This window comes from Bradyrhizobium sp. ORS 278, from assembly GCF_000026145.1.
Taxonomy (GTDB): domain Bacteria; phylum Pseudomonadota; class Alphaproteobacteria; order Rhizobiales; family Xanthobacteraceae; genus Bradyrhizobium.
This window is the reverse complement of record NC_009445.1, coordinates 1,833,941-1,860,873: the sequence shown is the minus strand read 5'-3', so window position 1 is coordinate 1,860,873 and position 26,933 is coordinate 1,833,941. Positions and strand designations below refer to the sequence as shown.

Below are 26,933 nucleotides of genomic sequence, written 5' to 3'. Positions count from 1 at the left end.
CGGCGACCGGCGTCGTCATTGAGCTTGCGTGACCATGGACCTGAACACCATTACCGAGGTCGTGCGCCCGAGAACGCGGGCGGAGCTGCCCAGCTGGAAGGCAGGCGATGCCTGGCTGGCTGGCGGCACCTGGCTGTTCTCCGAGCCGCAGACGCAGCTGTCGCGGCTGATCGATCTCAGCGATCTCGCCTGGCCTGCACTCGCAATCGGCGATCACGGCCTGACCATCGCCGCGACCTGCAGCGTCGCCGAGCTCGATGAGCTGCCATGCCCGGCCGACTGGATCGCGGCGCCGCTGATCGACCAATGCTGCCGCGCGTTCCTGGCGTCGTTCAAGATCTGGAAGACGGCGACCGTCGGCGGCAATCTCTGCATGTCGCTGCCGGCCGGGCCGATGATCTCGCTGCTCGCCGCGCTCGAAGGCGTCTGCACGATCTGGAAAACTGACGGCAGCGAGCAGCGCGTCGCAGTTGCCGACTTCGTCACCGGCAACAACCGCAACGTGCTCGCGCCCGGCGACCTGCTGCGGCAGATCGACGTGCCGCTCGCCGCTTTGAGGCGCCGCACCGCCTTTCGCCAGATCGCGCTGACGCCGGTCGGCCGCTCCGGCGCGCTGCTGATCGGCACGGCCGGCCGCGACGGCGACCTGCTGCTCACGGTTACCGGATCAACGGTGAAGCCGTTGCAGCTCCGCTTTGCCACGATGGTCGACGCGGTCGCGCTGCGCGCGGGCGTCCTCAGCGATATTCCAGATGCGCTCTATCATGACGACGTCCATGGCAAGCCTGCCTGGCGCAAAGCGATGACCTTGCGTCTCGCCGAGGAGATCCGCGCCGAGCTCGCAGGCGGCATCAGGCCATGAGCGTGATCGTCGATGGCAAGGCGGTCGATGCCGCGCCCCGCCCGGGGCAGTGCCTGCGCACGTTCCTGCGCGACACCGGCCATTTCGGCGTCAAGAAGGGCTGCGACGCCGGCGATTGCGGCGCCTGCACCGTGCTGCTCGACGGCGAGCCGGTGCACAGCTGCCTGATCCCGGCGTTCCGCGCCGACGGCAAGGCGGTCACGACCATCGAAGGCCTCGCGAGTGACGACGGCCTGCACCCCATGCAGCAGGCGTTTCTCGACGCGCAGGCGTTTCAATGCGGCTTCTGCACCGCCGGCATGATCGTCACCTGCGCCTCGCTGAACCAGGCGCAGAAGAAGGATCTCGGCGCGGCGCTCAAGGGCAATCTGTGCCGCTGCACCGGCTATCGCGCGATCGAGGACGCGCTGCTCGGCCGTTCTCATGTCGAGGACGTGGCGGCCGGCGAAGCCTTCGGCCGCAGCCTGCCAGCACCCGCGGGCCCCGAATTGGTGCGCGGCCAGGCGCGCTACACGTTCGATACGGCGATCGAGGGCCTGCTTCATGTCAAGCTCGTCCGCTCGCCGCATGCCCATGCGCGCATCAGGAGCATCGACAAGACGGCGGCGCTCGCCGTGCCCGGCGTGCATGCGGTGCTGACGCATGAGGACGCGCCGGCCGTGCTGTTCTCGACCGCGCGCCACGAGCAGGCCTGGATGGATCCGGCCGACATCCGCGTGCTCGACGACACCGTCCGCTTCATCGGCCAGAAGGTCGCCGCTGTCGTCGCCGAGAGCGAAGCCGCGGCCGAGGAAGCCTGCCGGAGCCTCGTCGTCGACTACGAGATCCTGCCTGCCGTGGTCGATCCGGCCGAGGCGATCGCCGAAGGCGCGCCGGTCATTCATGCCGGCCGCGGCAGCGAGCATCGCATCGCCAACGTCAGCCGCAACATCGTCGCCGAGACCCATGGCGAGTTCGGCGACGTCGCCGCCGCCCTCGCCACCGCCGCCGTGACCTATGAAGGCACGTTCACGACGCAGCGCGTTCAGCACGCGGCGCTCGAGACGCATGGCGGCCTCGCCTGGCTGGATGATGACGGCGTGCTCACGGTCCGCTCGAGCACGCAGGTGCCGTTCCTGACGCGGCGCGCGCTCGCCGAGATCTTCGACCTCGCGTCCGACAAGGTGCGCGTGTTCTGCGAGCGCGTCGGCGGCGGCTTCGGCGGCAAGCAGGAGATGTTCGTCGAGGACATCCTGGCGCTCGCGGCGCTGAAGACGAAGCGGCCGGTGAAGCTCGAATTCACCCGCGAGGAGCAGTTCATCGCCACCTCGACGCGGCATCCGATGCGCGTCACCGTCAAGGCCGGCGCCGACAAGGACGGCAGACTGACGGCGCTGCAGCTCGACGTGCTCTCCAACACCGGCGCCTATGGCAACCACGCCGGTCCCGTGCTGTTCCATGCCTGCGGCGAGTCGATCTCGGTCTACAATTGCCCGAACAAGAAGGTCGACGCGGTCGCAGCCTACACCAACACGGTGCCCGCGGGCGCCTTCCGCGGCTACGGCCTGCCGCAGACCACCTTCGCCGTGGAGGCGGCGATCGACGAGCTCGCGAGCCAGCTCGGCATCGATCCGTTCGAGATACGCCGCCGCAACATCGTCAGGCCCGGCGATCCGATGCTGGCGCCGCCGGGCGCGGAGCACAGCGACGTGCTGTACGGCTCCTACGGGCTTGACCAGTGCCTCGATCTTGTCGAGCGCGCGATGGCCGAGCCGACGCCGACGCCGGATCTGCCGGCCGAATGGCGCACCGGCGACGGCATCGCGCTGACGATGATCGACACCGTGCCGCCCGACGGCCATTTCGCCGATGCGACCATCACCTTGCGCGACGATGGCGGCTTCACGCTGACGGTCGGCACCGCCGAGTTCGGCAACGGCACCAGCACCGTCCACCTCCAGATCGCCGCGACCGTGCTGGGGACCACCGTCGACCGCATCACCCTCAAACAGTCCGACACCGCGCATGGCGGACACGACACCGGCGCCTACGGCTCGACCGGCACCTTCGTCGCCGGCCGCGCGACTCAGGCCGCGGCCGAGGCGCTCTCCGATAGGCTCAAGCGCTTTGCGGCAGATCGCTGGAACGTGGATGCAGGCGCGTGCCGGATCGCCGATGATGCGATCAGTTGCGGCGCGCAGCGGCTCTCCTTCGCCAGCATCGCCAGCGTCAGCGCAGCACCGCTGACGGCGACCGGCAGCTCGCAGGGCACACCGCGCTCGGTCGCGTTCAACGTGCAGGGCTTTCGCGTCGCCGTGAACACGCACACCGGCGTGGTCAGGATCCTCAAGAGCGTGCAGGCCGCGGATGCCGGCCGCGTCGCCAATCCGATGCAGTGCCGTGGCCAGATCGAAGGCGGCGTCGCGCAATCGCTCGGCGCCGCGCTGTACGAGGAGGTCGTGATCGACGAGGACGGCCGGGTGATCAATCCGCGCTTCCGCGACTATCATCTGCCGTCCTATGCCGACGTGCCGCGCACCGAGGTTCTGTTCGCGGAGACCACCGACGCCATCGGCCCGCTGGGGGCGAAGTCGATGAGCGAGAGCCCCTATAATCCGGTGGCCGCCGCGCTTGGCAATGCACTGCGCGCCGCGACCGGCATCCGCTTCACGGCGGTGCCGTTCAAGCCGGACCGGCTGTTTCCACAGCTGCAGGAGAGGTTCGGGGCGTGAGATCATTGTGGGGACCGTGCGGGGGGGACATGAAATGAGCAACGACGTTCATCCGGTCGACGAGATGCTGCCCGTGCCGAAGCTGCTGGCGCTCGGGCTGCAGCACGTGCTGGTGATGTATGCGGGCGCGGTTGCCGTGCCGCTGATCATCGGCCGCGCCCTGAAGCTGCCGCCGGAAGATGTCGCCTTCCTGATCAGCGCCGACCTGTTCGCCTGCGGCCTCGCCACGCTGGTGCAATGTATCGGCTTCCCCGGCGTCGGCATCCGCCTGCCGGTCATGATGGGCGTCACCTTCGCCTCCGTTGGCCCGATGCTGTCGATGGCCGCCTCGCCCGAAATCGGCCTGCTCGGCATCTATGGCTCGGTGATCGCCGCTGGCCTCTTCGGCATCATCGTCGCCCCCTTCATCAGCCGGCTGCTGCCGCTGTTTCCGCCTGTCGTGACCGGCACCATCATCCTGATCATCGGCATCTCGCTGATGCGCGTCGGCATCAACTGGGCCGGCGGCGGCCTGCCGACGATCACCAAGGTCGTCGACGGCGCGCGTGGCGCGTTTCCCAATCCCGACTATGGCCAGCTGCAGGGCCTCGGCATCGCGCTGTTCGTGCTGCTGTTCATCCTCGGCCTGATCAAATGGGGCACCGGCTTCGTCGCCAACGTCTCGGTGCTGCTCGGCATTATCGCCGGCGCGGTGGTCGCGACCGTGCTCGGCGTGATGCATTTCGACAAGGTCGCCGCGGCGCCGTGGGGCGCGCTGGTGTTTCCCTTCAAGTTCGGCATCCCGCAATTCTCGCCGGTGCCGATCGCGACGATGTGCATCGTCATGATCGTGGTGATGATCGAGTCGCTCGGCATGTTCCTCGCCCTCGGCGAGATGACCGGCAAGACCGTCGATCGCGAGGCGCTGTCGCGCGGCCTGCGCGCCGACGGCGTCGGCACGCTGCTCGGCGGCCTCTTCAACACCTTTCCCTATACGTCGTTCTCGCAGAATGTCGGCCTTGTCTCGGTCACCGGCGTGCGCACGCGCTGGGTCACGATCACCGGCGGCGCCATCATGCTGCTGCTCGGCCTGCTGCCGAAGATGGCCGCGCTGGTCGAAGCCGTGCCGCAGGTCGTGCTCGGCGGCGCCGGCCTCGTGATGTTCGGCATGGTGGCGGCGACCGGCGCGCGCATCCTCGCCACCGTCGACTTCAAGACCAACCGCTTCAACTTGTTCATCGTCGCGATCGCAGTCGGCTTCGGCATGATTCCGCTCGCGGCGCCCGGCTTCTTCCACAACCTGCCGAAGGACCTGCAGCCGCTGCTCGAGTCCGGCATCCTGCTCTGCGCCGTCGTCGCGGTGCTGCTGAACGCGTTCTTCAACGGGCTCGGCAGCGGTAAGACCGCGGAGGCCGACGCTGCGGCCGCGGCGTCCTCCGCGCAGCACGTGTGACGATGCGGAGGTCTGCGCTACGGCTTGGGCCGGCGATCGTAGGACCAGCCGAACAGGCCGCTCCGCTCGGTCTCGGGCTCCGGCTCGGCCGCCGGAGCGGACGGCGCCGGCTGCGCCGCCGCCTGCGGCGCGACGGGCGCGACCGGCTTCGGGATGCTCTCGCACGTCATCGAATAGACCAGCTTGCCGTCCTCGGTCCGCCCGATCGGCACGCAGGCATCGCCGCGCTTGATGGCTCCCGGCTTCGGCGCGGGCGACGTCTGCGCCATGGCGACTTGCATCAGAGCAGACTGAGCCGCTACCACGATGATCAGACTCAATCTCTTCATCACAACCGCCTCGCTTTGCTGTCGCTCCCATTGAACGCAATCACATGCCGGATGTCCATCGCATCGGACGAGGGTCCAACCGCGCGGACGCTGCGCTCCCTCTCCCCGTTCCTACGGGGAGAGGGCTGGGGTGAGGGGCAGCGGCACGGGAAGTGTTCGTGGCTGGAGCTGTCCTCCGCGCGAATCGCCGCAGATGACATCCGGGCGAGACGAGTTCTCCGCTCGGTCGGTGCGTGTGGCTGCCCCTCACCCCGACCCTCTCCCCGTAAGAACGGGGAGAAGGAGCGCACCGTCTTCCGCAGCGACACGACACGAACGCCACTGTTACCCAGTAACGACTGTGACTCGCCCTGCTGTTGGAATTGGCACTGCGCGGACTGCGCGTTCTGTGCTCAGATGAGACATCTTAGGAGTTGACCGCGCGATGTGGGCTTCGATCATATCCGAATGGCTGAGCCTGATGTTCCGCTGGCTGCACGTGATCGCGGCGGTGGCATGGATCGGCAGCTCGTTCTACTTCATCGCGCTCGATCTCAGCCTGAAGCCGCGCGACGGCCTGCCGAAGGGCGTGATGGGCGAGGCCTGGCAGGTGCATGGCGGCGGCTTTTACCACATCGTCAAATATCTGGTGGCGCCGGCGCAGATGCCGAGCGAATTGACCTGGTTCAAATGGGAGGCCTACACCACCTGGCTGTCCGGCTTCGTGCTGATGATCGTGGTGTATTATCTCAATGCCGACCTGTTCCTGGTCGACAAGTCGATCCTCGATCTCACGCCGCTGCAGGCCGGCCTGTTCAGCTTCGGCTCGCTGGCGCTGGCCTGGCTGCTCTACGAGGCGGCCTGCCGCGGCGGACTCGCCAAGCACGAGCTGCCCTTCGCGATCGGCGGCTACGTCTTCCTCGTTGCGCTCACCTTCGCCTTCACCCACGTGCTGAGCGGCCGGGGCGCCTTCAACCAGATCGGCGCGATCATCGGCACCATCATGGTCGCCAACGTGTTTACGGTGATCATTCCCAACCAGAAGAAGATCGTGGCCGCGCTGCTGGCGAACGAAGCGCCGGATCCCAAGCTCGGCAAGGCCGGCAAGGAGCGCTCGGTCCACAACAATTATCTCACGCTGCCGGTCGTGGTGCTGATGATCAGCAATCACTATCCGCTCCTGTTCGGCACCCGCTACAACTGGGCCATCGTTGCCATCGTGCTGGCGCTCGGTCCCGTGATCCGCCACTTCTTCAACGAGCGCCACAAGGGCAACCCGTCGCCATGGTGGGTCTGGGGCGTCGCTGGCGCCGGCATGATCGCGATCCTTTTGTTGTCCGCCGCGGGGCCCCGCGACGCCAAGACAGCCGCTGGCGGCGCACCGCCGAGCTTCGCACAGGTCGAGGAGATCGTGACCTCCCGCTGCAGCATGTGCCACGCCGCCGAACCCGTCTGGGACGGCATCGTCACCGCGCCCAAGGGCGTGCTGCTCGACAATGCCGAGCACATCCAGCGCAACGCGCGGCTGATCGCACGCAACGCCGCATGGTCCAGCGCCATGCCGCCCGGCAACATCACCGAGATCACCGCTGACGAACGTGCGGTGCTCGCTGCCTGGGCGGGTGGGCAGTAGAGTAGTCTGCCCTCCAGTTGCTCTGCCGTATGGTTGCGCCAGGGCGCGTCGCGGCTTGCCCGGGACGACGACGGAGTCCGTAGGGTGGGCAAAGGCGCGCCGTAAGGTCAGCGTGACGCGCCGCTTTATCCCGCGCCGTGCCCACCATTCTCACCGACGATGCGGATGCACGGCGGGCACGCCGCCGCCCTGCGGGCGTCCGCTTTGCCCACCCTACGACAGCGGAGCGCGCAAGGTGGTTCCGATTATGAAAATATACTTGCTTTTTTTCAGAATTCATGGTCTTCTCCCCACATCCCGCCTCACTCGGAGGGGCGTTGCGCGCGATCGTCACGACACGCGAGGCGGGGATGCGGTGGCCGCGTAATTGTCGCAGCATGCTTGCCGCGTGCGGACGAACGGCAAGGCGCGGACGTGAAGTCGCGTGGTCCTGGCGCCCCGAAGCTGGCGCCAAGCCGGCGGGTGAGGATGATCCCGCTGGCGACGGTGGCTACGAGCCGGACACCGGGGAGATCGCGTATAAGCGTGAAGACCATCGCGCAGGGAATGCCGGTTGAACCGGCTTTGCCTGTGGTGACTGCCGCCTGCTTTTCTTGTTGCAGGCGGGCCATGGGTGGGGCCTTCACCCGGCATTCCCTGCGCCCTCCTCTTGCGAGGGACGAACTGATTGCAGAGCTCGGGCGACATCCGCCGCGAGGCTGCAATGTCATGTCATCCTGATAGCCCGACCACGCTGTTTGAGATGTGAATCGGATGTTTACTCATCGTCGTCCCGGACAAGCCGTGACATGCGTCAGCGCGGTGCGGCGCCGATCCGGGACCCACACGCCGCAGCGGATGTGATGAGCAGAAAGCCAGTCATTAGCCTGCCTCAAGCTGCTCCCTGGGGATATGGGTCCCGGCTCAAGGCCGGGACGACGGCGGAATGTGCCAACGGACGTCGGCGCTTTCAGCGCAACGACCACGTCGAGACAGTTCTATTCAAACTTCTCTCCAGCTGTCGCGACCGTGGCGAGAGCTGACCGACGTGACAACCGGATTTTCCGCAACGCTTAGTTGTTAGCAGATCCGCGCCACGACGATTCATCTCTGGCGCGTTCGATTGTCGGAAAGGGTTTGCGGCAAAATTTACCACCCATATGCACGCCACTTGGCACCAAGCGTGTTCACGCTAGAGTGATCTGACAAACAGCTCTCAGCGAAACGCCCATCATGTCGATCTCCGTCAAAGGCCGGCTGGCCATTGTCGCGCTCATTGCGCTTGCCTGTTTCGCAAGCTCGGTTCTGAAGCTTTATCTCGGGCTGCTCTGCATCTCGCTGCTCGCGAGCTTTGCCGTCGTCGGATTGTTGTCCTGGATGGTGGACAGGCTCGCCAGCCCGCGGCATCGCGGCCCGGAGCGACGGCGCCGGCACCGCCGCCGTTACGGAGGGCTCGTCGATCAGTCTCAGCCGCTGTCAGAAACGCGAGCAGATCGTGTCGAGACCCCTTCGACCGCGGAGCGACTGTGATGAGCTGGAAGCACGTGATTGGGCCGGCGCTGCTCCTCGCCATGAGCGGCAACCTGGCCATAGGCGGCGAGCGTCCGGCCTTCTCCGTCGTCGATCATCCGTCCCCGGACGGCCGCTGCGTCGATGACACCGGACGCGGCGATCTGGATCGATCGGAGACGGCCTGTCTCGCCCAGATTCCGGAGCTCGCGCAGCGCAGCGGATCGGGCCTGAAATTAACCTTCCGCAACGGACGCACACGCATCTATCGCAACCAAGATGCCAAATGCAGCGACAGCGACGGCCAAGGCTGCGTCAAATACCAGCTGACAGGATACTTCACCGATCACGGCCTGCTGCTGATCGAGCGCGGCCGGCCGGAGGGCATCGACTGGCTGCTGGTGCGCGCCGAGAGCGGCGATGAGATCGGCCTGGTCGCGCCGCCGCATTATTCGCCGGAACGGCGCTGGCTGGCGGCAGTGACATCCCGCCTCGGCACGTCGGGACCGCCTGACGGCATCGACATCGTTCCCGCCAAACGTGAGCGGACGCTGAAGGATTGGCACTACCGCACGCCGGAGGACAGCAAATGGCGTTACGAGTTCGAACGCTGGGACGGCGAGGACCAGATCATCCTCTCGGCGAAGCCCGTCGAGGACACGGCGACGCCACGGCCGGTGGCGATCCAGCGGAAGAAGGGCGAGTGGCACTTCAAATAGCCGCGCTGATCGCGTCGATCCGCCGCTCCTATGTCAGCGCCGCGGCCGCTTCGCCTCGAGGGCCGTCAGATAGGCCGCCATCATCTCAGGCAGCGCGGAAACCACCAGGTCGCGGCTGCGCGGGTCCTGCTCGCGCGTGAACAACAGCGTCCCGAGCACGACGGCGTCGAAGGTGGTGGCGGCTTGCGCGCCGAGCTCCGCGCCGAGCCGCGCGCGCATCACCCGGTCGATCACGGCCTTGAACTCGGCATGCGTGGTCTGATCGTGCAGATCGAGCGTGGCCAGCGCATCGGGATGACGGACGAAGTAGCGGAGCGCCCAGCCGATCAGCTGCTCGAACACGTCTGACGGCGACAGCGCCACCCATTCCGCATCGCTCCGCTGCCGCATGCGATGGAAGGCCGGCTGCAATTCAACGTCGTGACGCTCGGCCAGCGCATCGAGCATCTGCGCCTTGTCGCGAAAGAAGTGATAGACCGAGCCGATCGATGCGCCGGCGCGCTCGGCCGCAGCGTGCATGCTGACGGCGGCGAGGCCCGACTCGGCGATCAGCGCGGCCGCCGCGTCGAGCAGTTGCTCGCGACGCTCACGGCCGCGCGCTTGCCGTGGCGCGCGCGGCGACGTGCGGGCCGAAGCCGCCTCCGACCTGGTCACATCTTTCCGTCGCACGATTCGATCAAGCTCATGTTGCGGCCATCAGCAGCAGCGGCCTCGTCCTGTCGACGCGCGCCCGTGGCATACCGTCTTCTAAACCCTCCAACAGGAAATTTACTAGACAATTTTTTCTAGACCTGATTGTCTAATTCACGCACTGTCAATGGGAACCTGTTCTCGTGTTCCCACACGCCTCTTCCATCTGGACGGGAACCGGAAGGGCCGGCGGCTGAACAGACGACCACCGTCCGCGAATTCCGGGCGAAACAGACGACCGCGTCCCGGTCGGATCAACGCTCCGTCAACCATTGCTTTGGGCCCGAACGTGCAACCATGACCTCAGTTCTGCGATCCCCACCTCCTCCTCTTCCGCGCCGGCGTCGGCTGGCGGCGGCGGGCTGTGCCGCGATCGGGCTGCTGCTTGCGGGCTGCGACCAAAAGGCGGCCGTCACCGCGCAACCGGTTCGGCTGGTGCAGACCCAGATCGTCAAGCTGTCGGAGCGGCGGCAGTCGATCACGCTCACAGGCGACGTGCAGGCGCGCGTGCTGGCCGAGCTGTCGTTCCGGGTGAGCGGCCGGGTCACCGAGCGGCTTGTCGAGGTCGGTGCGCAGGTCAAGGCCGGCCAGTTGCTCGCCCGGATCGATCCCGCGGAGCAGCAGGCCGATCTCGACTCGGCACAGGCTGCGGTTGCTGCGGCGGAGTCGCAGGTCAAGGTAGCGACCTCCAACTTCAACCGGCAGCAGACCTTGATCACGAGCGGGTTCACGACCCGCGCGACCTTCGACCAGGCGCAGGAGACGCTGCGCACGGCGGAAGGCTCGCTGGAATCCGCGAAAGCACAACTCGGCACCGCGAAGGACGCGCTGACCTACACAGAGCTTCGCGCCGATGCCGACGGCACCATCACCGCGCGCAATATCGAGGTGGGCCAGGTCGCGCAAGCCGGGCAATCGGTGTTCACGCTCGCGCATGACGGCAACCGCGACGCCGTGATCGACGTCTACGAAGCGGCGCTGTCGCTCAAGTTCGACGACAGCAAGGTTGCGCTGGCGCTGCTGTCGGACCCCTCCGTGACCGCGAAGGGCACCGTGCGCGAGGTCTCGCCGACCATCGACGCAAAATCCGGCACCGTCCGCATCAAGATCGCGATCGAGAATCCATCGCCGGAGATGACCCTCGGCAGCGCCGTGTCGGCCACCGGCTTCATCAAGCCGGAGCAGCGCATCGTGCTGCCGTGGAGCGCGCTGACCGCGGCGAGCAAGACGCCGGCGGTCTGGCTCGTCAATGCCACCGACAAGACGGTGTCCCTGAAACCGATCAAGATCGAGGATTACGAGACCGGCACGATCGTCGTTTCGGCCGGGCTTGAACCTGGCGACCGCGTCGTGACCGACGGCGGCAAGCTCTTGAGCATCGGCCAGCAGATCACGTTCAACGAGGAGAAGCGGTCGTGATGACGCCGATGCGTTGTGTTGTTTCGCTTGGTGCGCTCGCCGTGCTCGCCGGCTGCAACGAGAAGGCCGCGGCGCCGGAGCCGGTCCGGCCGGTGCTGTCGCTGAAGGTCGAGCCGCAAGCCGCCAACGGATCCGCGGTCACCGGCACCATCGAGCCGCGCTACAAGGCCGATCTCAGCTTTCGCGTGCTCGGCCGCCTGATCGCGCGCCCCGTCTATGTCGGCGACATGATCAGGCAGGATCAGGTGGTGGCGGCGATCGATCCCGCCGCGCTCGAATTCGCGGTGCGCGCCTCCGCGGCCGAAGTGTCGCGCAGCCAGGCGCAACTGACCAACGCAACCGGCACCGAAGGCCGCCAGCGCACTCTGCTGGAAACCGACGCCACGACAAAAGCGACATTGGAGAACGCCGAGCAGTCGCGCGCCGCCGCGCAGGCCTCGGTGATCAAGGCGCAGTCCAACCTCGCAAAGGCGCGCGAGCAGCTCGGCTATGCGCAGCTGAAGGCCGATTTCGCCGGCATCGTCACCGCCGTCAACGCCGAGGTCGGCCAGGTCGTGTCGCCCGGCCAGAGCGTGGTCACGGTGGCGCGGCCGGATATTCGCGAAGCCGTCATCGACGTCGGCGACGATATCGCAGGTGGCCTGCAGGCCGGTACGTCGTTCACGGTGCGGTCGCAAGTCGATCCGAGCGTAAGCACGACCGGCACGGTGCGCGAGATCGCGCCGCGCGCCGACGCGACGACGCGGACCCGCCGTATCCGCATCACGCTCGACAATCCGCCTGACATCATGCGTCTCGGGACCACCGTGACCGCCGCGCTCAACACCGAGCAGAAGACCATCATCAAGCTGCCGCGCTCGGCGATCCTCGCCGAGAACGACAAGAGCTTCGTCTGGCTCGTCGACGCCGCCAGCAAGACGGTCAAGCGACAGCAGATCACGATCGCGACCAACGAGGACGGTGGCATCCGCGTCACCAGCGGTCTCGAAGCCGGGCAGCGTGTCGTCACCGCCGGCGTGAACAGTCTGAAGGATGGCCAGGCCGTCCGCATCGATCAGGAAACTCAGCCGTGAAGTCCTTCAATCTCTCCGACTGGGCGCTCGAGCACCGCTCGCTGGTCTGGTACTTCATGATCGCCTTCATGGCGGCGGGCCTGTTCTCCTACCTCCATCTGGGACGCGAGGAGGATCCGTCGTTCACCATCAAGACGATGCTGATCCAGGCCAAATGGCCGGGCGCATCCGCCGAAGAGATGACGCGGCAGGTCACCGAGCGCATCGAGAAGAAGCTCGAGGAGCTGCCGGCGCTCGACTACACCAAGAGCCTGACCGTGCCCGGCCAGACCACCGTGTTCGTCAATCTCCTGGCGACCACGAAAGCCCGCGACGTGGTGCCGACCTGGCTGCAGGTGCGTAACCTTATCAACGACATCAAGGGCGACTTCCCCTCCGGCGTCGTCGGCCCCGGCTTCAACGACCGCTTCGGCGACGTATTCGGCAACATCTATGCCTTCACCAGCGACGGATTGAGCCAGCGCCAGCTGCGCGACCGCGTCGAGGAGGTCCGCGCCAAGGTGCTGACGGTGCCGAATGTCGGCCGCGTCGACATCGTCGGCGCGCAGAACGAGGTGATCTATCTCGAATTCTCGCCGCGCAAGGTCGCCGCCCTCGGCATCGACCAGCGCACCATCCTCAACGCCTTGCAGGCGCAGAACGCGGTGTCACCCTCCGGCGTGCTGCAGGCGGGACCGGAGCGGATCGCGGTGCGCGTCTCCGGGCAATTCACCTCGGAAGAGAGCCTGAAGCAGATCAACCTGCGCATCAACGACCGCTTCTTCCCGCTCACCGACGTCGCCACCATCACCCGCGGCTATGAGGATCCGCCGACATCGCTGTTCCGCTTCAACGGCCAGCCCGCGATCGGGCTCGCCATCGGCATGAAGGCTGGCGCCAACCTGCTCGATTTCGGCGAGGCGCTGAAGGAGGAAATGACCAAGGTCATCGCCGACCTGCCCGTCGGCGTCGGCGTGCATCTGGTCTCGGACCAGCCCAAAATCGTCGAGGAAGCGGTCGGCGGCTTCACCAAGGCCTTGTATGAAGCCGTGATCATCGTGCTTGCGATTTCTTTCGTCAGCCTCGGCGTGCGCGCCGGTCTGGTCGTCGCGATCTCGATCCCGCTGGTGCTCGCCATCACCTTCCTGTTCATGGCCTATACCGGCATCTCGCTGCAGCGCATCTCGCTGGGCGCGCTGATCATCGCGCTCGGCCTGCTCGTCGACGACGCGATGATCGCGGTCGAGATGATGGTGGCGCGGCTGGAGGTGGGCGACAGCCTGCGCAAGGCGGCGACCTATGTCTACACCTCCACCGCGTTCCCGATGCTGACGGGTACGCTGGTCACTGTCGCCGGCTTCATTCCGATCGGCCTCAACAACAGCGCCGCGGGCGAGTTCACCTTCACGCTGTTCGTGGTGATCGCGGTGTCGCTGGTGGTGTCGTGGATCGTGGCGGTGCTGTTCACGCCGCTGCTCGGCGTCACCATCCTGCCCGCATCGCTGCCGTCCCATCACGCCGAAGGTGGTCGGCTGACGCGGATGTTCCGGGTCATGCTGAACGCCTGCATGCGGTATCGCTGGACCACGATCATCGTAACGGTCCTGGTTTTCGGGCTGTCGGTGTTCGGCATGCGCTTCGTGCAGCAGCAGTTCTTTCCCTCCTCCGACCGCAACGAGCTGGTGATCGACTTCAACCTGCCACAGAACTCCTCGATCGCCGAGACCAATGCGCAGATGGCGAAGTTCGAGCAGGAGGCGCTCAAGGGCGATCCCGATATCGACCATTGGTCGACCTATGTCGGCACCGGCGCGCAGCGCTTCGTGCTGTCCTTCGACGTGCAGCCGGCGGACGTGTCGTTCGGCCAGGTCATCATCGTGACCAAGAGCCTCGAGGCCCGCGACCGGGCCCGCGCCAAGCTGCAGGCCTATCTGACCAAGACCTTTCCGGGCACCGACGCCTATGTGCATCTGCTCGACATCGGTCCACCGGTCGGCCGTCCCGTGCAGTACCGCGTCAGCGGGCCCGATGTGGCCAAGGTGCGCGAGATCGCCCAGGAGTATGCCGGCGTGATGCGCGGCAACAGCCATCTCGGCGCTGTCATCTTCGACTGGATGGAGCCGTCGCGGGTCGTGAAGGTCGACGTCCTCCAGGACAAGGCGCGCCAGCTCGGCGTCACCTCCTCCGACATCGCCAATGCGCTGAATGGCGTGCTCGACGGCACCTCCATCACCCAGGTGCGCGACGACATCTATCTGATCGACGTCCGCGGCCGCGCACAGGCCAAGGAGCGGCAATCGCTGGAGACCCTGCGCGATCTGCAGCTCTCGGGCTCCAACGGCCAGTCGATCCCGCTCGCCGCGCTCGCGACCCTGCGCTACCAGATCGAGCAGCCGGAGATCTGGCGCCGCTCGCGGCTGCCGACGCTGACCCTGAAGGCCAGCGTGATCGACCAGGTGCAGCCGAACACGGTGGTCGATCAGCTCAAGCCGGCGCTGGCCGCGTTCAACGCCAAGCTTCCGGCCGGCTACAAGGTCGTCACCGGCGGCAGCGTCGAGGAGAGCGCCAAGAGCCAGGCGCCGATCATCGCGGTCGTGCCGATCATGCTGTTCACGATGGCCACGATCCTGATGCTGCAGCTGCAGAGCTTCCAGCGGCTGTTCCTGGTGTTCGCGGTGGCGCCGCTGGCCTTGATCGGCGTCGTGGCGGCGCTGCTGCCGAGCGGCGCGCCGCTGGGCTTCGTCGCCATCCTCGGCGTGCTCGCGCTGATCGGCATCCTGATCCGCAACTCCGTCATCTTGATCGTGCAGATCGAGCATCTGCGCGACGAGGGCCGCCCGCCCTGGGAGGCCGTGATGGAGGCGACCGAGCACCGCATGCGGCCGATCATGCTGACGGCGGCGGCGGCCTCGCTCGCGTTGATCCCGATCGCGCGCGAGGTGTTCTGGGGCCCGATGGCTTATGCGATGATGGGCGGCATCATCGTCGGCACGGTGCTGACCCTGCTGTTCCTGCCGGCGCTGTATGTCGCCTGGTTCCGCATCAAGACGCCGGAGAAGACGGCGGCACAGGAGGCCAAGCCGCACAACGCGTGAATCGCGGATAATTGCTCGGGATAAGCCGTCCGCGCAGGTTAAACACCGCGCGGCGGCCGGTTAGATTGCATGTCCATGGAGAGATGCGAATCATGACCGATCCCCAGATCGTCTGCCCCTCCTGCCGTACCGAGATCAGGCTCACCGAGCAGCTCGCAGCGCCCCTGATCGCGGAGACGCGCCGGCAGTTCGAGAAGCAGCTCGCAGCGAAGGAAGCCGATTTCGGCCGCCGCGAAGCGCAACTCAAGGCCGCGCAGGAGCAGATCGCGCAGGCCAGGGCCGCGATCGACCAGCAGGTCGCCGCCAAGCTGAAGGCCGAGCGCGCCGCGATCGCGCAGGCCGAGGCCGAGCGGGCGCGGCAGGCCGTCGCCGACGAGATCGGCAACCGCGACCGCCAGCTAGCGGAATTGCACCAGGCGATCGTCAGCAAGGACGCCAAGCTCGCGGATGCGCAGAAGGCGCAGGCCGAGATGCTGCGCAAGCAGCGCGAGCTCGACGAGGCCCGCCGCGAGCTCGACCTCACCATCGAGACCAAGGTGCAGGAGAACCTCGTCGCGGTCCGCGACAAGGCGCGGCTGGAGGCCGAGGAGGCGCTGAGGGCCAAGGTCGCGGAGAAGGAGACCCAGATCGCCGGCATGCAGCGGCAGATCGAAGAGCTCCGCCGCAAGGCCGAGCAGGGCTCGCAGCAGCTGCAGGGCGAGGCGCTGGAGATCGAGCTGGAATCGCAATTGCGCGCGCGCTTTCCCCGCGACCTCGTCGAGCCGGTGCCGAAAGGCGAGTTCGGCGGCGACGTCATCCATCGCGTGGTCGGCCCCGGCGGCCAGGCCTGCGGCGCCATCCTGTGGGAATCCAAGCGCACCAAGAACTGGAGCGATGGCTGGCTCGTGAAGCTGCGCGACGACCAGCGCACGGCCAAGGCGGACATCGCGCTGATCGTCTCGACCGCGCTGCCCAAAGGCGTCGACGGCTTCGACCTGATCGACGGCGTCTGGGTCGCCGAGCCGCGCTTCGCGCTGCCGCTGTCCCAGGCGCTCAGGCAGTCGCTGATCGACGTCGCCTGCAGCAAGCTCGCCCAGGAGGGCCAGCAGACCAAGATGGAAATGGTCTACGCGTACCTCACCGGCCCCCGCTTCCGCCACCGCATCGACGCCATCGTCGAACGCTTCACTGAAATGCAGTCGGATCTCGATCGCGAGCGCAAGACCATGATGCGGCTCTGGGCCAAGCGCGAGGAGCAGCTGCGCGGCGTGCTGGATTCCACGGCGGGGCTGTACGGGGACCTGCAGGGCATCGCCGGGCGCGCGATGCAGGAGATCGAAAGCCTCGACGTGCTCCTGATCGAGGGCAAGAGCGAGGCAGCGGAGTAGCGCGGCGGCTCGTCACTTCACCGGCCGTTTCTCGAGCTTTCGCGCCAAGGTGCGGCGGTGCATGCCCAGCCGACGCGCGGCTTCTGAGATGTTGAAATCGGTGTCGATCAGGGTCTGGTGGATGCGCTCCCATTCGAGCGTCTTGATCGAGGTGGAGCGCTCGGGCAGCGCGACCTGAGCGTTGCCCTCGGCCTTGCGGAAAGCTTCTTCGATGTCATCGGTGTTCGACGGCTTCGCCAGATAATGGCAGGCGCCGAGCTTGATCGCCTCGACCGCGGTGGCGATGCTGGCAAAGCCGGTGAGCACCACGATCAGCATCTCCGGATCATGGGCGTGAAGCTTCTCGACGCAGACGAGGCCGGAGGCGCCGCCGAGCTTGAGGTCGACGACGGCGTAGCCGAACGTCTTGTCCTTGATGATCTCGTCGACGTCTTCGAGCGACGCTGCGATCACCGCCTCATAGCCGCGCCGCTCGAACGAGCGCTTCAAGGTGCGCGCAAAGCCGTCGTCGTCCTCGACAATCAGGAGAGAGCGTTCAATCTCCACTGGGCTCTCCAATCGCAAGCATCGAGAGCGGCAAGGATAGCCGCACGGTTGCCCCGCGTCCCCGGTGGTTCCATGCCGAAACGCCGCCGCCGAGCTTGCGGATCACATTGACCACCAGGAACAGGCCGAGGCCGCGCCCGGGCCTGCCCTTGCTCGACTGATACGGCCGGCCGAGCTGCGCCAGCATGGCGGGGTCGAAGCCGGGGCCGCGATCGCTGACGCTGAGCAGCAGCTGATCGCCGTCGCGCTCGGCGACGAGCTCCACCCACTCGCGCGACACTTCGAAGGCGTTGTCGAGCACGTTGACGATCGCCTGCTTCAGCGCGACGTCGGAGACGATCGTGGGATCGGAGCCGAACTCGTTGCGGACCATCAGGTTGCGCGCCGAGCGCGCAGCGGTCCATTCGGACACCAGCGTCGCCAGGAACGTCTTCAATGTCGTCGGCGCTGAGCCCTCGCCGCGCGCCTGTCCGGCAGACACCAGAATGTCCGTCACGATCGACTTGCAGCGCTGCACTGCGGCTTCCATCTCGGTAAAGTCCTCCGCCAGTGCAGGATCGGCCGAGATCGCGGTCATGCGCCGCCAGTCGTTGAGGATCACCGAGATCGACGCCAGCGGCGTGCCGAGCTCGTGCGCGGCGCCCGAGGCCAAAAGGCCCATGCGGATGATGTGGTCCTGCTCGGCGGCATGCTGGCGCAGATCAGCGAGCTTGGCGTCGCGCTCGCGCAGGTTCCGATTGATGCGGGTCACGAACACGACGAGCAGCACCGCGTCGAGCACGAAGCCGACGAACATGCCGGTGATGTGCAGGCTGAAGGGATCGCTGACGTGATGCTGCGGCAACGCGAGCGGCCGATACTCGATGGTGAGCCAGACGAAACTGAGCACGGTCAGCGCGACCAGCGACCACGACGAGCGCGCATCGAGCAGCACGGCGCCGAGCGTCACTTGCAGCAGATAGAGACAGGTGAACGGATTCGACGCGCCGCCGGTGAGATAGAGCTCCGACGTCAGCGCCACGACGTCGAGCATCAGCGCGATCAGCAGGTCGCGGTTGCCGACGTCGTCGCGGGTGCGCAGCCAGATGTGGCTGGCGATGTTCAGCACCACCAGCGCACAGATGATCGCGGCCATCGGTACGACCGGCAGCGCGATGCCGAACCAAGCGGTGACGAAGGCGATAGTGACGATCTGCCCGACCACCGCGATCCAGCGCAGCTGGATCAGCAGCACCATGTTCTTGCGGTTGGTCGCGTCCTTGGTCGGGACGGGCGCGTGGATCTCGGGCGTAGCGAGCGCGGCGACCGCTCCGATCGGAAGGTTCGGCGCTTCGTTCCTCATGCGGCGGCGTCCGAGATCAGCGCTGATATCGCCAAGGCGCATTCGCTCACAATGGCGACGCCTCCTGCCTGCGCATGTCCTGCTGCCGATGATCCCATTCCACGTCCTGCCCTGCCGCCGGGTCGCCCTCGCCGCGCGCGCGGCGGAGCCGCTGCACGCCGGCGCCGGCCAGCATCAGCGCCAATGTAAACCAGGTCAGCGCGTAAACCAGATGGTTGTTCGGAAACGCGATCACGGTCAGGCCACCGACCGGGTAGCCGCCCGGATTGGGCGTCGCATCGGCATCGACGAAAAAGGGCGCGACGTCGGACAGGCCACGCGCCGCCGCGATGGCTGCGACGTCACGTGAATACCAGCGATTGGCCTGTGGATCGTTGTGGCGCAGGAAGCCCCCGCCGGGCTCGGAGATCCGCAGCAAGCCGGTCACGCTGACGATGCCGTCCGGGTTCCCGGCGCTCCGGCTCGCAGGCTCGCGGCGCTCCGACGGCACGAAGCCGCGGTTGACCAGCACCAGGCCGTCGGACGTCTGCAGCGGCGTCACGACCCAATAGCCAGGCCCCTCGACAGTCAGCGCCTGGACCAGCGTCTCGCAGTCGTTGAGGAAGCGGCCGCTCAAGGTCACCCGCTTGTATTCGTCGTCGTTGCGATTGATCGCCGGCCACGCGGTCCGATCGGGCACGGACACCGGCGCGGCGTGCACGCGGCGATCGACGCGGTCGATCAGATCGAGCTTCCAGGCGCGGCGCTCGACCTGCCAAACGCCGAGTGCCAGCAGGATCGCGACGCAAGCGACCCAGGCCGTGCCGATCGCGAACCGCAGCGCGCCGGATCGCTTGAGGCCCGGCGCGTCACTCTTCCCTGCCCCCTTGGCAGGGTCCGGCATCACGGCGTCGACCCCATCTCGTGCACCGGCATCATGTTGGTGGTCAGATGATGCATGACCCACAGCGAGCCGGAGAGCGCGATCACCACCATGATGATGGTGAAGATCAGCGCCATCATGGTCCAGCCGCCCTCGGCCTTGGTGTTCATATGCAGGAAGAAGATCATGTGGACGACGACCTGCACGGCCGCGAACGCCATGATGATCAGCGCCGAGACCTGCTTGTCGAGCGAGCCGTTCATGACCAGCAGGAACGGGATCGCAGTCAGCACGACCGAAAGGCCGAAGCCGATCAGCTGGCCCTGCCGCGTGCCGGCATGATCATCGGCCGAGTGGTGCGCGTCCGCGTGGGCGTGGACATCGGAGCTCATCGCAGCATTCCCATCAGATAGACAAAGGTGAAGACACCGATCCAGATCACATCCAGGAAGTGCCAGAACATGCTGAGGCAGACCAGTCGGCGGCGGTTCGCCTCGATCAGGCCGAAGCGCTTGACCTGCACCATCAGGGTGACCAGCCAGACCAGACCGAACGTCACGTGCAGGCCGTGTGTTCCAACCAGGGTGAAGAACGACGACAGGAAGGCGCTGCGCTGCGGCGTCGCGCCCTCATGGATCATGTGCGCGAACTCGGTCAGCTCGATGCCGAGGAAGGCGAGGCCGAACAGGCCGGTGACCACGAGCCAGCCCTGCATCGCGCCGACGCGATTCTGCTGCATCGACAGCATCGCAAAGCCGTAGGTGAGCGACGACAGCAGCAGGAACGAGGTGTTGAGCGCGACCAGCGAGAGGTCGAACAGATCCTTCGGCGCCGGGCCCGCGGCGTATTTGGTGCCGAGCACGCCATAGACGGCGAACAGGATCGCAAAGATGAGACAGTCGCTCATCAGATAGATCCAGAAGCCGAGCTGCGTGCTGCTGCCTTCCGGGTGGTCGTGCTCGTCGACGACGTAGAAGACCGGCTCGCCGGCCTTCATGGTGCCTGCTGCGATCGTCATGACTTGGCTCCTGCCGCGAGCAGCTCGGTGCGGGCGCGCTCGGTGCCGACGACCTCATCAGCGGGGATGTGGAAGCTGCGGTGATAGTTGAAGGTGTGGCCGATCGCGACCGCCAGCAGCGCGACGAAGCTGCCGGCCGCCATCCACCACATGTACCAGATCAGGCCGAACGCCATGGTCGTGCTGAGCCCCGCCAGGATCACGCCGGTGCCGGTGTTGCTCGGCATGTGGATCGCCTTGAAGCCGGTGAGCGGACGGACGTAGCCGCGGCGCTTCATGTCCCACCACGCGTCATTGTCGTGAATGACGGGTGTGAAGGCGAAATTATAGGCCGGCGGCGGCGACGACGTCGCCCACTCCAGGGTGCGCGCATCCCAGGGATCGCCGGTGGTGTCGGCGAGCTGCTCGCGGCGAAGCACGCTGACGGCGATCTGGATCAGGAAGCTGGCGATGCCCAGCAGGATCAGGAACGCGCCGATGCCGGCGATGATGAACCAGATCTGCAGGCTCGGATCATCGAAGGTACGCAGGCGTCGCGTCACGCCCATCAGGCCGAGCACGTAGAGCGGCATGAAGGCGAAGTAAAAGCCCACGGTCCAAAACCAGAACGACATCTTGCCCCAGAACGGATCGAGCTTGAAGCCGAACGCCTTCGGGAACCAGTAGGCGATGCCGGCGAACAGGCCGAATAGCACGCCGCCGATGATCACGTTGTGGAAGTGCGCGACCAGGAACAGGCTGTTGTGCAGCACGAAGTCGGCCGGCGGCACCGCGAGCAGCACGCCGGTCATGCCGCCGATCACGAAGGTCAGCATGAAGGCCACGGTCCACATCATCGGCAGCTCGAAGCGGATGCGGCCGCGATACATCGTGAACAGCCAGTTGAACATCTTCGCGCCCGTCGGGATCGAGATGATCATCGTGGTGATGCCGAAGAACGAGTTCACGCTGGCGCCGGAGCCCATGGTGAAGAAATGGTGCAGCCAGACCAGGTAGGACAGGATGGTGATGACGACGGTGGCGTAGACCATCGAGGTGTAGCCGAACAGCCGCTTGCCCGAGAAGGTCGAGGTGACCTCGGAGAAGATGCCGAACGCCGGCAGAATCAGGATGTAGACCTCCGGATGGCCCCAGATCCAGATGAGGTTGACATACATCATCGGATCGCCGCCGAAATCATTGGTAAAGAAGTTGGTGCCGACGTAGCGGTCGAGCGACAGCAGCGCCAGTACCGCCGTCAGCACCGGGAAGGAGGCGACGATCAGCACGTTGGTGCACAGCGAGGTCCAGGTGAAGACCGGCATCTTCATCATGGTCATGCCGGGCGCACGCATCTTGACAATGGTGCAGATCAAATTGACGCCGGACAATAGCGTACCGACGCCGGCGACCTGCAGCGCCCAGATGTAATAATCGACGCCCACATCCGGACTGTAAGACAGGTTCGACAGCGGCGGATAGGCCAGCCAGCCGGTACGCGCGAACTCGCCGACGAACAGCGAGCACATCACCAGCACGGCGCCGGCCGTGGTCATCCAGAAGCTGAAATTGTTCAGGAACGGAAACGACACGTCGCGGGCGCCGATCTGCAGCGGCACGACATAGTTCATCAGGCCGGTGACCAGCGGCATCGCGACGAAGAAGATCATGATCACGCCGTGCGCCGTGAACACCTGATCATAGTGATGCGAGTTGAGATAGCCCTCGGAGCCGTTGAAGGCGATCGCCTGCTGCAACCGCATCATCAGCGCATCGGCGAAGCCGCGCAGCAGCATGACGATGCCGAGCACCATGTACATGATGCCGATGCGCTTGTGGTCGACGGTGGTGAACCACTCCTTCCAGAGATAGCCCCAGAGACGGAAGTAGGTGATCGCGCCGAGCAGCGCGAGGCCGCCGAGCGCAACCAAGGTGAAGGTGCCGACGATGATCGGCTCGTGCAACGGCAGCGACTCCAGGGTCAGCCGGCCGAAGATGATTTTTGTGAGATTGGTTGTATCGAACATGGTGTGATCCTCACGAATCCGACTTCGAGGAGGGCCTCGTGATGAAGGAAGCCTTGGACGGCCGCATCAGGCCGGGCCGCTCCAGCCCGCGTCCTTGCAGCGGCGTCCAGTCGAGCGGCGCCAGCACGGTGGGCGAGGTGTCCTCGGCCATGCGCGTGACCTGATCGCCCGGCAGGCAGACGCCGCCGGAGACGAAGCTCGGGTCGGCGCCAAACACGGCGCCGCGTCCGGCGAACTTGTCATAGGCGAGCGGCAGCGTGTTGCGGACGCCGGCCATGCCCATGCCCCCCTTGGCGTCGATCGCCATCATCTCGCTCATGCACATCTTGCCGGTCTCGACGCACATGTTGAGGATCGCGCGGAACAGGTCGCCGTCGACGGAGGCGTAGTAGCGCACCGGCTCGTTGACACTCGGGCGCTCCAGGGTCAGATATTCGGGCTTGCCGAGCGCATTGCCGCCGGCCTTGGCCTTCTCGATCCAGCCCGCGAACTCCGCATCCGACAGGCCATGGAAGGCAAAGCGCATATGGGAGAAGCCGGCGCCGCTGTAGTTCGCCGAGAAGCCGCGATATACGCCGGGCTTGTTGATGACGGCGTGCAGCCGGCTCTGCATGCCCGGCATCGCATAGATCTGGCCGGCGAGTGCCGGAATATAGAACGAGTTCATCACCGAGGACGAGGTGATCCGGAAATCGAGCGGCCGGTTCACGGGAGCGGCGAGCTCGTTGAGGCTGGCGATGCCGTATTCGGGATAGATGAACAGCCACTTCCAGTCGAGCGCGACGACATTGACCTCGAGCGGCTTGTCCTGCGGCGTCACCGCGCGATCGGCCGAGATGCGCCCCAGCGTACGGTAGGGATCGAGCAGATGGGTGCCCATCCACGTCACTGCGCCGAGGCAGATGATGATCAGCAGTGGGGCCGCCCAGATCAGGAGCTCGAGCTGGGTCGAGTGGTCCCAGTCCGGCGTGTAGGTCGCGGACTGGTTGGACTGGCGGTAGCGCCATGCGATCATGGCGGTGGCCACCATCACCGGGACCACGATGAGCAGCATCAGCACGGTGGCGATGATCACGAGATCGCGCTGCTGGGCCGCGACGTCGCCGGAGGGCGAAAGCACCACCAGATTGCAGCCCCCGAGCGCGAGCCCCAGGGGTAGCAAAGCCAACGTTTTCCAGTAACGCACGATTAACCTCGTCGAAGGCGGATCTCTGAACGACGCCTCACGTAGCGACCGGAGGTCACGCCCAACATTGGACAATTTGTCCAATACCGGACCGACGCCCGGCCAGACATCTACGGTTCGAGATAGAGTGCGAGAGGACTGCGAGCAGCGATGACACAGGCAGCGGCCATGGACGGCGAGACCGATCTCTCCCGCAGGCATGAAGCGAACCCGGGCGAGATCGCGATCGGGGTCATCATCGGGCGTACGTCGGAGTTCTTCGACTTCTTCGTCTACGCCATCGCCTCCGTGATCGTGTTTCCGCGCCTGGTGTTCCCGTTCGCCGACGAGCTGACGCAGACGCTGTATTCCTTCGGCCTGTTCGCCCTCGCCTTCATTGCGCGCCCGTTCGGCAGCGTCATCTTCATGGCGATCGACCGCCGCTACGGCAAGAGCGCCAAGCTGATCATCGCGCTTTTCCTGCTCGGCACCTCCACCGTCGCGATCGCCTTCCTGCCGAGCTACTACACCGTCGGCGCCGGAGCGATCTGGCTGCTGGCGCTGGCGCGCATCGGCCAGGGCCTCGCCTGGGGCGGCGCCTGGGACGGGTTGGCGTCGCTGCTCGCGATGAACGCGCCGGAGCATCAGCGCGGGTGGTATGCGATGATCCCGCAACTCGGCGCGCCGCTCGGTCTGATCGTCGCCAGCACGCTGTTCGCCTTCTTCGTCGGCCATCTCTCGGCGGCGGACTTCTTCGACTGGGGCTGGCGCTATCCGTTCTTCGTGGCATTTGCCATCAATGTGGTGGCGCTGTTCGCGCGGCTGCGCATGGTGGTCACCCCCGAATATGACGAGCTGTTCCAGTCGCGTGAATTGCAGCCGGCCAGCGTCGCCAACACCATCCGCCACGAGGGCCGCAACATCGTGATCGGCGCCTTCGCCCCGCTGGCGAGCTTCGCCCTCTTCCACATGGTGACGGTGTTTCCGCTGTCCTGGGTGTTCCTGTTCACCAAGGAGACGCCGGCACGCTTCCTGATCATCGAGGCCGTCGGCGCCGTATTCGGCGTGATCGCGATCGTCGCCTCGGGCATGCTCGCCGACCGCATCGGCCGCAAGTCGCTGCTGATCGGCTCGGCAATTGCGATCGCCGTATTCTCCGGCTTCGCGCCGCAGCTGCTCGACGCCGGCCCGGTCGGCGAGACCATCTACATGGTCCTCGGCTTCATCCTGCTCGGCCTGTCGTTCGGCCAGTCGTCAGGTGCGATCGCCGCCAACTTCGCCCGCACCTATCGCTACACGGCGTCCGCACTGACGGCCGATTTGGCGTGGCTGTTCGGCGCAGGATTTGCGCCACTCGCGGCGCTGCTGCTGGCGTCTTATTTCGGCCTGCTGTCGGCCGGCGGCTATCTGCTGTCAGGCGCGGTGTGCACGTTGCTGGCGCTGTGGCTGAGTGCACCAAGGCAGTTGGAGCAGACGTAAAGACGCGAGCGGTTCACGAGCCGCGCCACTTCCGCTCCGCCTCGTCCCACGCCGCCAGCGGCTGCAGGTCCGGCACCCACGCAAGTCCCGTCTTGGCATCCGACGACACCGCCTCCGGCGTCACCACCACGTCGAGCAGCGCCGGACGGTTGGCCAGTGCGCGCTGGACCGCAGGCCCCAGCTGTTCCTCGGTCTCGACCCTCTCGGCATGCATGCCGAAGGCGCGCGCCATGGCGGCGTGATCGGCGAATTGCAGCTTCGTGCCGACCACCTTGCCGTGCGTGACGGTCTGGTCGTGTACCTCGATCTGCCAGGCGCCGTTGTTGGCGACGACGATCAGCACCGGCGCCTTGTGGCGGACGGCGGTATCCACCTCGATCGCATTGAAGCCGAACGCGCCGTCGCCGGTCGCGACCACCACCGGCTTATCGGGATAAGCGAGGCTCGCGGCGATGCCATAGGGCACGCCGACGCCGATGCATCCGAACGGGCCGGGGTCGAGCATCAAGGGCGCGCTCAAGCCGACACGGGCGAAGGACAGGAAGTCGCCGCCGTCAGTGATGACGACGGCATCATTGCCGATCGCGTCCTGGATGGCCGAGAGCACACGATTTGGATGCAGCCTTGCGTCTGAGCCGGAAGGCGCCGCCGCCATGCTCTGCTTCAGCTTGGCGGCACGCTCCTGATGGCTGGCGCGCAGCTTCGCCGCCCATGATTTGTCGACAGCCGATTCGCGGTTGCCAGCCAGCGCGACGATCGCACGGAGCGTTTCCGCGGGTGCGGCGAGAATCTCGGCCGCGCCGCGGCGGTTGTCGCGCAGCTCGCTCGCGGTGTCGCTGATGCGGACGAACTTGGCATCCTTGAACACGGCAGGCGAACCATAGGCGAGCTGGAAGTCGAGCTTCCGGCCGACCGTCAGCACCACGTCGGCATCGCCCATCACGGCGCCGCGCATCGCGCCAACCACCGATAGATGATCGTCGGGCACGAGACCCCTGCTCTCGCCTGTGTCGAGATAGACGGCGCCGAGGCGGTCGAGCAGGCCGATCAGCTCGGGCCCTGCGCCGCGCGCGCCGCGGCCGGAGATGACGAGTACGCGGCGCGCCGACCACAAGAGCTCGACCGCCCTCTCGACCTCGGCCGGATCGGGCCGCGTCGCCGTACGCGGCTTCGGCGCGAGATGCTCCTCGAGCTGCAGCGCCTTCGGAACGATGCCGCGCAAGGTGTCGACCGGGAAGTCGATGAAGACGGGACCGGGCTCGCCGCCATCGCCGAAGGCGCGTGCGATCGCCTCATCCAGCTCCTGCAGCACGAGCGACGGCTCGCGCACGGTGCGCGCGTAGCGCGTGATCGAGCGCACCAGCTGGGTGTGGTCCATGTCCTGCAGCCCACCGCGGTTCTCCTGCGGCCGTGGATTGCCGCCGGACAGCACCAGCACCGGCGCGCGCGAGACGTGGGCATTCGCAATGCCGGTGATCGCATTGGTCATGCCGGGTCCTGCCGTGACCAGCGCGACGCCGAGCTCGCCGGTCAGCTCTGCATGCGCTTGCGCCATGTGGACCGCGGCGCGTTCGTCGCGGACGTCGATGATCTGGATCCCCGCCGCGTCGAGCCGCATCCAGATCGGCATGATGTGGCCGCCGCACAGCGCGAACACGCGGTTGACGCCCCGGCGCTTGAGCAGGCGAGCGATCAGGTCGGCGGCACTGTCGGGCGAGACTTTCATCGGACCACTCCGG

21 protein-coding genes are annotated in these 26,933 nt (G+C 66.3%); 11 read left to right on the top strand and 10 right to left on the bottom strand.

Annotated elements, in window-relative coordinates; genetic code table 11:
- Window positions 1-34: 34 nt before the first annotated feature.
- Genes BRADO_RS08185 through BRADO_RS08175 form a run of 3 tightly spaced genes read left to right on the top strand, consistent with a single transcriptional unit; the run spans window position 35 to window position 5,005 of the window.
- A complete protein-coding gene (locus BRADO_RS08185; RefSeq protein WP_041756246.1) occupies window positions 35-862 on the top strand; it encodes an FAD binding domain-containing protein in 828 nt (275 codons plus the stop codon).
- Entirely contained in the window at window positions 859-3,573 is a 2,715-nt protein-coding gene (locus BRADO_RS08180) for a molybdopterin-dependent oxidoreductase (protein ID WP_011924841.1), read from the top strand. Before BRADO_RS08185 ends, BRADO_RS08180 begins: the two co-directional genes overlap by 4 nt.
- A gap of 34 nt (window positions 3,574-3,607) precedes the next feature.
- Window positions 3,608-5,005: a nucleobase:cation symporter-2 family protein gene (locus tag BRADO_RS08175; RefSeq protein ID WP_011924840.1), complete on the top strand. Its 1,398-nt coding sequence runs from the start codon at window positions 3,608-3,610 to the stop codon at window positions 5,003-5,005.
- 17 nt (window positions 5,006-5,022) lie between these two features.
- Here the strand turns inward: BRADO_RS08175 and BRADO_RS08170 are convergent, their stop codons facing one another.
- On the bottom strand, window positions 5,023-5,334 hold the full coding sequence (locus BRADO_RS08170) for a hypothetical protein (protein ID WP_083794836.1): 312 nt from the start codon (window positions 5,332-5,334) through the stop codon (window positions 5,023-5,025).
- 424 nt (window positions 5,335-5,758) lie between these two features.
- Here BRADO_RS08170 and BRADO_RS08165 point away from each other — a divergent pair, with 424 nt between their 5' ends.
- The 3 genes from BRADO_RS08165 to BRADO_RS08155 all read left to right on the top strand — a co-directional run bounded on the left by BRADO_RS08165 (window position 5,759) and on the right by BRADO_RS08155 (window position 9,153).
- Window positions 5,759-6,946, top strand: a complete 1,188-nt coding sequence (locus BRADO_RS08165) for a urate hydroxylase PuuD (protein ID WP_011924838.1) — start codon at window positions 5,759-5,761, stop codon at window positions 6,944-6,946.
- 1,212 nt (window positions 6,947-8,158) lie between these two features.
- A complete protein-coding gene (locus BRADO_RS08160) occupies window positions 8,159-8,455 on the top strand; it encodes a hypothetical protein (RefSeq protein ID WP_011924837.1) in 297 nt (98 codons plus the stop codon).
- The gene (locus tag BRADO_RS08155) at window positions 8,455-9,153 is read left to right on the top strand and encodes a hypothetical protein (protein ID WP_041756244.1); all 699 of its coding nucleotides are present in this window, start codon (window positions 8,455-8,457) and stop codon (window positions 9,151-9,153) included. Before BRADO_RS08160 ends, BRADO_RS08155 begins: the two co-directional genes overlap by 1 nt.
- 33 nt (window positions 9,154-9,186) lie before the next feature.
- On the opposite strand, the gene BRADO_RS08150 is transcribed toward BRADO_RS08155, so the two are convergent.
- The gene (locus BRADO_RS08150; RefSeq protein ID WP_011924835.1) at window positions 9,187-9,822 is read right to left on the bottom strand and encodes a TetR/AcrR family transcriptional regulator; all 636 of its coding nucleotides are present in this window, start codon (window positions 9,820-9,822) and stop codon (window positions 9,187-9,189) included.
- A 318-nt stretch (window positions 9,823-10,140) separates the two neighbouring features.
- On the opposite strand from BRADO_RS08150, the gene BRADO_RS08145 reads away from it, so the two are divergent.
- From BRADO_RS08145 to BRADO_RS08130, 4 genes are all read left to right on the top strand, one after another.
- Window positions 10,141-11,262 carry an efflux RND transporter periplasmic adaptor subunit gene (locus BRADO_RS08145; protein WP_011924834.1) on the top strand — a complete coding sequence of 374 codons (1,122 nt, stop codon included), beginning with the start codon at window positions 10,141-10,143 and terminating at the stop codon, window positions 11,260-11,262.
- Complete coding sequence (locus BRADO_RS08140) at window positions 11,259-12,335, top strand: efflux RND transporter periplasmic adaptor subunit (RefSeq protein WP_011924833.1); 1,077 nt, start codon at window positions 11,259-11,261, stop codon at window positions 12,333-12,335. Before BRADO_RS08145 ends, BRADO_RS08140 begins: the two co-directional genes overlap by 4 nt.
- On the top strand, window positions 12,332-15,409 hold the full coding sequence (locus BRADO_RS08135) for an efflux RND transporter permease subunit (protein WP_011924832.1): 3,078 nt from the start codon (window positions 12,332-12,334) through the stop codon (window positions 15,407-15,409). Before BRADO_RS08140 ends, BRADO_RS08135 begins: the two co-directional genes overlap by 4 nt.
- A gap of 92 nt (window positions 15,410-15,501) precedes the next feature.
- Window positions 15,502-16,776 carry a DUF2130 domain-containing protein gene (locus BRADO_RS08130; protein WP_011924831.1) on the top strand — a complete coding sequence of 425 codons (1,275 nt, stop codon included), beginning with the start codon at window positions 15,502-15,504 and terminating at the stop codon, window positions 16,774-16,776.
- A 12-nt stretch (window positions 16,777-16,788) separates the two neighbouring features.
- Here the strand turns inward: BRADO_RS08130 and BRADO_RS08125 are convergent, their stop codons facing one another.
- Genes BRADO_RS08125 through cyoA form a run of 7 tightly spaced genes read right to left on the bottom strand, consistent with a single transcriptional unit; the run spans window position 16,789 to window position 23,736 of the window.
- Window positions 16,789-17,322, bottom strand: a complete 534-nt coding sequence (locus tag BRADO_RS08125) for a response regulator transcription factor (protein ID WP_011924830.1) — start codon at window positions 17,320-17,322, stop codon at window positions 16,789-16,791.
- Window positions 17,312-18,664, bottom strand: coding sequence for an ATP-binding protein (locus tag BRADO_RS08120; RefSeq protein WP_041757370.1), 1,353 nt, complete (start codon window positions 18,662-18,664; stop codon window positions 17,312-17,314). Before BRADO_RS08120 ends, BRADO_RS08125 begins: the two co-directional genes overlap by 11 nt.
- Before the next feature lie 46 nt (window positions 18,665-18,710).
- Window positions 18,711-19,547, bottom strand: a complete 837-nt coding sequence (locus BRADO_RS08115; RefSeq protein WP_011924828.1) for an SURF1 family protein — start codon at window positions 19,545-19,547, stop codon at window positions 18,711-18,713.
- On the bottom strand, window positions 19,547-19,918 hold the full coding sequence (gene cyoD, locus BRADO_RS08110) for a cytochrome o ubiquinol oxidase subunit IV (RefSeq protein ID WP_011924827.1): 372 nt from the start codon (window positions 19,916-19,918) through the stop codon (window positions 19,547-19,549). The genes BRADO_RS08115 and cyoD overlap by 1 nt, the downstream gene beginning before the upstream one ends.
- Window positions 19,915-20,544, bottom strand: a complete 630-nt coding sequence (cyoC, locus tag BRADO_RS08105) for a cytochrome o ubiquinol oxidase subunit III (protein WP_011924826.1) — start codon at window positions 20,542-20,544, stop codon at window positions 19,915-19,917. Before cyoC ends, cyoD begins: the two co-directional genes overlap by 4 nt.
- Entirely contained in the window at window positions 20,541-22,550 is a 2,010-nt protein-coding gene (gene cyoB / locus BRADO_RS08100; RefSeq protein ID WP_011924825.1) for a cytochrome o ubiquinol oxidase subunit I, read from the bottom strand. Before cyoB ends, cyoC begins: the two co-directional genes overlap by 4 nt.
- Window positions 22,551-22,560: 10 nt before the next feature.
- Complete coding sequence (cyoA, locus tag BRADO_RS08095) at window positions 22,561-23,736, bottom strand: ubiquinol oxidase subunit II (RefSeq protein ID WP_011924824.1); 1,176 nt, start codon at window positions 23,734-23,736, stop codon at window positions 22,561-22,563.
- A gap of 150 nt (window positions 23,737-23,886) precedes the next feature.
- On the opposite strand from cyoA, the gene BRADO_RS08090 reads away from it, so the two are divergent.
- Window positions 23,887-25,194, top strand: coding sequence for an MFS transporter (locus tag BRADO_RS08090; RefSeq protein ID WP_011924823.1), 1,308 nt, complete (start codon window positions 23,887-23,889; stop codon window positions 25,192-25,194).
- A gap of 13 nt (window positions 25,195-25,207) precedes the next feature.
- Here the strand turns inward: BRADO_RS08090 and BRADO_RS08085 are convergent, their stop codons facing one another.
- Window positions 25,208-26,920, bottom strand: coding sequence for a thiamine pyrophosphate-binding protein (locus BRADO_RS08085; RefSeq protein WP_011924822.1), 1,713 nt, complete (start codon window positions 26,918-26,920; stop codon window positions 25,208-25,210).
- Window positions 26,921-26,933: the final 13 nt, after the last annotated feature.

Coding starts and splice junctions, on each gene's coding strand:
- BRADO_RS08185 (WP_041756246.1), top strand. CDS start 35: ATGGACCTGAACACCATTACCGAGGTCGTGCGCCCGAGAACGCGGGCG.
- BRADO_RS08145 (WP_011924834.1), top strand. CDS start 10,141: ATGACCTCAGTTCTGCGATCCCCACCTCCTCCTCTTCCGCGCCGGCGT.
- BRADO_RS08085 (WP_011924822.1), bottom strand. CDS start 26,920: ATGAAAGTCTCGCCCGACAGTGCCGCCGACCTGATCGCTCGCCTGCTC.
- cyoB (WP_011924825.1), bottom strand. CDS start 22,550: ATGTTCGATACAACCAATCTCACAAAAATCATCTTCGGCCGGCTGACC.
- BRADO_RS08175 (WP_011924840.1), top strand. CDS start 3,608: ATGAGCAACGACGTTCATCCGGTCGACGAGATGCTGCCCGTGCCGAAG.
- cyoD (WP_011924827.1), bottom strand. CDS start 19,918: ATGAGCTCCGATGTCCACGCCCACGCGGACGCGCACCACTCGGCCGAT.
- BRADO_RS08160 (WP_011924837.1), top strand. CDS start 8,159: ATGTCGATCTCCGTCAAAGGCCGGCTGGCCATTGTCGCGCTCATTGCG.
- BRADO_RS08130 (WP_011924831.1), top strand. CDS start 15,502: ATGACCGATCCCCAGATCGTCTGCCCCTCCTGCCGTACCGAGATCAGG.
- BRADO_RS08155 (WP_041756244.1), top strand. CDS start 8,455: ATGAGCTGGAAGCACGTGATTGGGCCGGCGCTGCTCCTCGCCATGAGC.
- BRADO_RS08180 (WP_011924841.1), top strand. CDS start 859: ATGAGCGTGATCGTCGATGGCAAGGCGGTCGATGCCGCGCCCCGCCCG.
- BRADO_RS08120 (WP_041757370.1), bottom strand. CDS start 18,664: ATGAGGAACGAAGCGCCGAACCTTCCGATCGGAGCGGTCGCCGCGCTC.
- BRADO_RS08165 (WP_011924838.1), top strand. CDS start 5,759: ATGTGGGCTTCGATCATATCCGAATGGCTGAGCCTGATGTTCCGCTGG.
- BRADO_RS08115 (WP_011924828.1), bottom strand. CDS start 19,547: ATGCCGGACCCTGCCAAGGGGGCAGGGAAGAGTGACGCGCCGGGCCTC.
- BRADO_RS08090 (WP_011924823.1), top strand. CDS start 23,887: ATGACACAGGCAGCGGCCATGGACGGCGAGACCGATCTCTCCCGCAGG.
- cyoC (WP_011924826.1), bottom strand. CDS start 20,544: ATGACGATCGCAGCAGGCACCATGAAGGCCGGCGAGCCGGTCTTCTAC.
- BRADO_RS08170 (WP_083794836.1), bottom strand. CDS start 5,334: ATGAAGAGATTGAGTCTGATCATCGTGGTAGCGGCTCAGTCTGCTCTG.